Source organism: Methylobacterium segetis, from assembly GCF_004348265.1.
Classification (GTDB): domain Bacteria; phylum Pseudomonadota; class Alphaproteobacteria; order Rhizobiales; family Beijerinckiaceae; genus Methylobacterium; species Methylobacterium segetis.
On sequence record NZ_SMNT01000066.1, the window covers coordinates 22,354 to 28,481 of the forward strand.

Consider the following 6,128-nt stretch of genomic DNA (forward strand, 5'->3'; position numbering starts at 1 on the left):
TCAGGGCTTCGCGGCACGCCACCGTCAGCGGATCACGTTGAGCAGATCGGACATCATCTGCTGCGCGGTCGACATGACGCGCGTGTTCGCAGAGTAGGCTTGCTGGGTTACGATCATCTTAGAGAATTCACCCGCAATATCGGTGTTCGACTGCTCGACGTTGCCGCCGACCACGGTCGAACCCTGCAGGCCGGTCAGCGGCACGCCGGAATCGATCGTCTGCAGGTAGTTCCCCTCGGAATCGGGCTTCAGGCCGTCCGGGTTGACGAAGCGGACGAGGCCGACCGTCGCGATGGGCAGGGCCGAGCCGTTCGAGTAATTGCCGACGATCTTGCCGTCGGCCGTCACCGCGACGCTGTTGAGGTCGCCCTTGGTGTAGCCGTTCTGCGAGAGCGTGTTGGTGCTCGTCTTGCCTGTCGCGTCCGAGTACTCGGTCAGCCCGTTCTTGCCGATGTTCACGACCACGTTGCCGAGGCTCGTGTTGTCGACGGTCAGGTTCGCGATCGTCACCTTGGCGGGCATGGTCGAGACCGCCTGGCCCGCGAGATCGAAGCCAAAGCCGGTGCCCGCATTGGTCCAGGCGGTGCTGGCGCCCGTGCCGCTGCTCGTGTTCGCGTAGTAGAGGTTCCAGACCGCGGGCTGCGCGGCCGTGGCATCGGTGAGCTTCGCCCAGCGGGTCGTCAGGGAGAGCGGGGCGCCGCTCTCGGTGTAGACCGTGAGCGAGGGGCCGGCGATGCTGTTCGAGATGAAGTCCGGCGCGTTCGCGGCCGGGATCTGGAGGCCGTCGGTGCGCGAGCCGTCCGTCGCCATCACGACCGGGGCGGGCGTGATGCTGGCGGGCGGGGTGTAGAGAGCGGAGCCGGTGGTCGGCGAGTTCGCGGTGATCGGCGTCTTCGGCAGGTTGGCCGTGTAGGTCACCTCCGTGGTCGGCCGGGCGGGGAGCGTCGCGTTCGAGACCTTGACCGGGCCGGTCGTCGTCACCTGCCCCGTCACCGGGTCGAGATTCTCGCCCTGGAGGTAGCCGCCGGCGCCGTTGACGAGGTAGCCGTCCTTGTCGACCGTGAAGTCGCCGCGCCGCGTGTAGAGGCTCGTGCCGGCAAAGCTCGGCTGGCCGTTGGCGTCGCCGACCTTCTTCTGCACCACGAAGAAGCCGTCGCCGTTGATCGCCATGTTGGTGCTGACGTTGGTGGCGGTGATGTTGCCCTGGAGCGTGTTCGTGAGCTGCGCCTGGGCGAGCACGGTCCCCGCCACCTCGTGCTTCGGGGTCTGCTCGGCGATGAGGTCCACGAAGCTCGTGTCGATGCGCTTGTAGCCCGTCGTCTGCGAGTTCGCGATGTTCCCAGAGATGTTGCCGATGGCGTAGGACTGCGCCTTCAGTCCGGTGACCGCCGTCTGCAGCGCGGTGAAGATATCCATGGCTTGGTGTTCCGGCCTGAACGCGATGGGCGCCGCGACAAGGAGCGGCCCGCAATCCCAGGCCCCGCAACCGGCGTGCCAGCCCTAACCCCTTGAAAACACGAGGCTCAGGGCTCGGCACCGGCAAAAACGCCGGGGCGCCGCTTCCGCCCCCCGGCAGCTTTTGCCGGGTTTGCCGGAGGGCGCCGCGCGCGTTTACGCACCGTTATTTCCGGGCCGACTAAGATGCTCCCGATCGACGGCGGACAAATGCAGTTATGCGCGCGAAGCGGACGAGCCTCGTCCATCTCATCTATTTCTCCCGTCTGAACCTGTCCTCGGACCCGCAGCTGCGCGCGAGCCAGCTCGGCGACATCACGCGGCAGGCCCAGAAGAAGAACGAGTTCGCCGTGATCACGAGCTTCCTGATCATCGAGCAGAACTTCGCGGCCCAGGTGATCGAGGGCGAGCGCATGTCCATCCAGGAGACCTTCAACCGGATCGCCGAGGACCAGCGGCACCGCGACGTGCAGATCTGCGAGTGGCGCGAGATCGCCAAGCGCGAATTCGTGCATTCCTTCAAGACGGGCATCCGCAATTCCGCGACGGAGACCCTGTTCAACAAGGCCAGCCTGCTGCCGCAGCTCCAGCGCGGCACGCCGAAGGCGGGCGTGATCCACAGCCTCGCGATCGGCCTTCAGGCCGACGCCATGTCCAAGCAGGGCATCGACCACCTCTTCATCTGACGCCGACGCCCGGACACGAGCCGACACACGCCATGAGCGACACGCCCCCGATCCTCGTCGTCGACGACCAGGAAAAGCTCCTGAAGCTCGTCATCATGCTGATGAACCGCCTCGGCTTCCCCGAGGTCGAGGGCGTCACGAGCGGCCCGGACGCGCTGGCGCTGATGCGCGAGCGCCGCTTCGCGCTCGTGATCTCGGATCTCGACATGGAGCCGATGGACGGGATCGCGCTGCTGCGCGAGATCCGTGGCGACGACGCCCTGATGAACACGCCCTTCATCCTGACCGAGTCGTCGTTCGACTTCGAGGACATCAACGTCGCCCATCAGGCGGGGGCGGACGCCTTCATCCTCAAGCCGTTCGACATGTCGGTCCTGAAGAGCAAGCTGAAGCAGGTGCTCAACCGCAAGCCGCGCCGCCGCGAGGCGCCGCTCGCCACGGAATCGACGCTGAGCGTCGACTTCCCCATGCTCGGCAAGTTCTGAGGGCTCAGGCCGCCCGCTTCTGGTAGTCCTTCACGTCCGTGAAGCGGATCTTCTCCCAGCGCTCCTCCTCGTAGCGCAGCGAGAAGGCGGTCGTGGCCATGAAGACCGGCGCCCCGTCGAGGTCGCTCGCCATCGAGGAACCGTGCGCGCCGATGAACCGGTCGAGCTCCGCCTCGGTGTCGGAGGCGATCCAGCGGCAGACCGTGAAGCGCGTGGCGTCGTAATCGACCGGCAGGCCGTACTCCGCCTGGAGGCGCTCCTTCAGCACGTCGAGCTGCAGCGCGCCGACGACCCCGACGATGGCCTGCGCGCCGTCATGCGGCAGGAAGACCTGCACGACGCCCTCCTCGCCCATCTGCTGCAGGGCCTCGCGCAGCTTCTTCGCCTTCATGGCGTCGGTGAGCTTCACGCGGCGCAGGATCTCGGGCGCGAAGCTCGGCACCCCGCGGAAGAGCAGGTCCTCGCCCTCGGTGAGCGTGTCGCCGATGCGCAGGGTGCCGTGGTTGGGGATGCCGACGACGTCGCCCGCGAACGCCTCGTCGGCGATGGCGCGGTCCTGCGCGAAGAAGAATTGCGGCGCCGAGAGCGAGATCGGCTTGCCCGTGCGCACGAGCCGCGCCTTCATGCCCCGGTTCAGCTTCCCCGAGCAGACCCGCATGAAGGCGATCCGGTCCCGGTGGTTCGGGTCCATGTTCGCCTGGATCTTGAAGACGAAGCCGGTCATGCGCGCCTCGGTCGGCTCGACGAGGCGCTTGTCGGCGTCCTGGCCCCGCGGGGGCGGGGCGAAGCGGGCGAGCCCGTCGATGAGATCGCGCACGCCGAAATTGCGCAGCGCCGAGCCGAAGAAGACGGGCGTGAGATGCCCCTCGCGGAAGGCCGCGAGGTCGAAGGCCTTGAGGCCGCCCTCGGCGAGCTCCGCCTCCTCGCGCCAGCCGGCCGCCTCGCCCTGTTCCGTCAGGAGCTGGTCGAAGAGCGGGTCGTCGAGGCCCGACACGGGCACCATCCCGGCATCGTCCGCGGCGTCGAGGCGGCGCACGCGGTTCGAGCCGAGCTCGTAGGTGCCCGCGAAGCTGCGGCCGCGGCCGATCGGCCAGGTCACGGGCGCCACGTCGAGGGCGAGCGTCTTCTCGATCTCGTCGAGGAGGTCGAACGGGTCGCGCGCCTCGCGGTCGAGCTTGTTCACGAAGGTGACGATCGGGATGTCGCGCAGGCGGCAGACCTCGAAGAGCTTGCGCGTGCGCGCCTCGATGCCCTTGGCCGCATCGATCACCATCACGGCTGAATCGACCGCCGTCAGCGTCCGGTAGGTGTCCTCCGAGAAATCCTCGTGGCCCGGCGTGTCGAGCAGGTTGAAGACGCAATCGCCGTACTCGAAGGTCATCACCGAGGTGACGACCGAGATGCCGCGCTCCTTCTCGATGCCCATCCAATCGGAGCGGGTCGAGACACGGTTGCGCTTGGCCTTCACCTCGCCGGCGAGCTGGATGGCGCCCCCGAAGAGCAGCAGCTTCTCGGTGAGCGTGGTCTTGCCCGCATCCGGGTGCGAGATGATCGCGAAGGTGCGGCGGCGCGCCACCGGGTCGGCGGGAGCCTTGGGCTCCGCCTTGGCGTCGCTCGGGTTCTGCGTCTGCATCAGCATGGCGGACAAAGGCTCTCGCGCCCCGCGCGGGGCGTTCGTCTTCTCGGGCCGAGGGGGGATCGAGACCTCGCGCGCCCCGCCGAGGCCGGGCGCCGACAGGCGCTATGTATGGGCATCGCGCCCGATTGGCAAAGGCGCCGCCCCCTCAGCCGCGACCGATATAGGGCATCTTGGTCGCGACGACCGTCATGAACTGGACGTTCGCCGAGAGCGGCAGCCCCGCCATGTAGACGACGGCGTCGGCCACGTGCGCCGCATCCATCACGGGCTCGGGCCGCATCGAGCCGTCCGCCTGCCGGGCCCCGTCCGCGAAGGCCCGCGTCATGTCCGTCTCGGCGTTGCCGACGTCGATCTGGCCGCAGGCAATGTCGAAGGGCCGCCCGTCGAGGGAGGTGGCGCGGGTGAGCCCGGTGATGGCGTGCTTGGTGGCCGCGTAGGGCGCCGAGTTCGGCCGGGGCACCTGCGCGGCGATCGACCCGTTGTTGATGATGCGGCCGCCGCGCGGGTCCTGCGCCTTCATCATCCGGAAGGCCGCGCGCGTGCACAGGAAGGCGCCGGTGAGGTTGGTGTCGACGCTCGCCCGCCAATCCTCCAGGCTCACCGCGTCGACGCTGACCGCCGGGGTGAACACGCCCGCATTGTTGAACAGGACGTCGAGCCGCCCGAAGGCCCGCCCCGTCTCCGCGAAGAGTCGGTCCACGGAATCGGGGTCGGTCACGTCCGTCTCCACGGGCAGCGCGTCGGCGCCGATCTCGCCCGCGAGGCTCCGCAGCGGCTCCGCCCGCCGGCCGGCCAGCGCCAGCGCGTAGCCGGCCCGTCCGAGGCCGAGCGCCACCGCCCGGCCGATGCCGGACCCCGCCCCCGTCACGATCGCGACCTTCCTGCCCATCGTCTCTCTCCCGCCACGCGTTCTCCCGCCACGCGTTCCCGCGCAACCCTGTTGCCTCCGGAAGCGCCGCCGTCTAGACAGCGCTGGCCTCGGTGGGGCGTCGCCAAGTGGTAAGGCAGCGGTTTTTGGTACCGCCATTCCCAGGTTCGAATCCTGGCGCCCCAGCCAATCTCCCCGTCGTCTCGCCGCCCCTCAGCCGGCAGCCTCGCGCAACGCTCCGCGCCGACGAAACTCGACCCATCGATATCCGCGGCCCCGCATCGCCGCCAATACGCAGGCGTCCCGGCCCGGAACGGGCGCGGGCGGCATCGAATACGCTCGCCGCTGCACAGGGACCGTAGCAGAGACGTAACGACAACTATCGGTTGAGCTTGCGCAGCGTGCTACACGTACGTACCAGCAGGGGGTTCCGCAGCTCCGGCAGGGCCGACGATACGCTTCTCCCGCCGCGTTGGATGCCCGACCCGCGGAGAGCCTCGCTCAGACCCCTGCCAGCGCCGCGGACCCTCGTCGTCCGTAGGTGTGCCCATGTCGCCGTTGCCCTCGCAGCTCGAGCCGAAGCTTCTCCTGAAGAGCCTGAGGGCCTTCCGAAAAGGGGATTTCTCGGTCCGTCTGCCGCTGGATCTCACCGGAATCGACGGCGAGATCGCCGAGGCGTTCAACGACATCGTCGAGTTGAACCAGGGCCTCGCCCGCGAGCTCGACCGCGTGGCGCGGACGGTCGGCAAGGACGGGCGGATCGGCGAGCGGGGCAAGCTCCCCTCCGCGACCGGCGGCTGGGTCGAGTGCGTCGATTCGGTCAACTCGATGATCGGCGACCTCGTCCAGCCGACCACCGAGGTCGCGCGCGTGATCGGCGCGGTCGCCAAGGGCGATCTCGGCCAGACCATGCAGATCGAGATCGAGGGCCGCCCGCTGCGGGGCGAGTTCCTGCGGATCGGCAAGGTGGTCAACACCATGGTCGATCAGCTCAA

General features: G+C 68.5%; 6 protein-coding genes and 1 tRNA gene. 4 read left to right on the forward strand and 3 right to left on the reverse strand.

Annotated elements, in window-relative coordinates:
- Nucleotides 1–24 precede the first annotated feature (24 nt).
- Nucleotides 25–1,416: a flagellar hook protein FlgE gene (locus E1J50_RS17090; RefSeq protein WP_132255047.1), complete on the reverse strand. Its 1,392-nt coding sequence runs from the start codon at nucleotides 1,414–1,416 to the stop codon at nucleotides 25–27.
- Nucleotides 1,417–1,673: 257 nt separating this feature from the next.
- Here E1J50_RS17090 and E1J50_RS17095 point away from each other — a divergent pair, with 257 nt between their 5' ends.
- Together E1J50_RS17095 and E1J50_RS17100 are read left to right on the forward strand one after the other, a co-directional pair.
- Nucleotides 1,674–2,141, forward strand: a complete 468-nt coding sequence (locus E1J50_RS17095) for a BLUF domain-containing protein (protein ID WP_132255048.1) — start codon at nucleotides 1,674–1,676, stop codon at nucleotides 2,139–2,141.
- Nucleotides 2,142–2,173: 32 nt separating this feature from the next.
- Nucleotides 2,174–2,626 carry a response regulator gene (locus tag E1J50_RS17100; RefSeq protein ID WP_132255049.1) on the forward strand — a complete coding sequence of 151 codons (453 nt, stop codon included), beginning with the start codon at nucleotides 2,174–2,176 and terminating at the stop codon, nucleotides 2,624–2,626.
- Nucleotides 2,627–2,630: 4 nt separating this feature from the next.
- Here E1J50_RS17100 and E1J50_RS17105 read toward each other — a convergent pair whose 3' ends face one another.
- Entirely contained in the window at nucleotides 2,631–4,265 is a 1,635-nt protein-coding gene (locus E1J50_RS17105) for a peptide chain release factor 3 (RefSeq protein ID WP_132255050.1), read from the reverse strand.
- Between the two features lie 145 nt (nucleotides 4,266–4,410).
- A complete protein-coding gene (locus E1J50_RS17110; protein WP_165937899.1) occupies nucleotides 4,411–5,154 on the reverse strand; it encodes an SDR family oxidoreductase in 744 nt (247 codons plus the stop codon).
- Nucleotides 5,155–5,247: 93 nt separating this feature from the next.
- On the opposite strand from E1J50_RS17110, the gene E1J50_RS17115 reads away from it, so the two are divergent.
- A tRNA-Gln gene (locus E1J50_RS17115) sits at nucleotides 5,248–5,322 on the forward strand.
- A gap of 360 nt (nucleotides 5,323–5,682) precedes the next feature.
- Nucleotides 5,683–6,128, forward strand: a 446-nt coding sequence (locus E1J50_RS17120; protein WP_132255051.1) for a HAMP domain-containing protein, incomplete at its 3' end; no start/stop codon positions are given.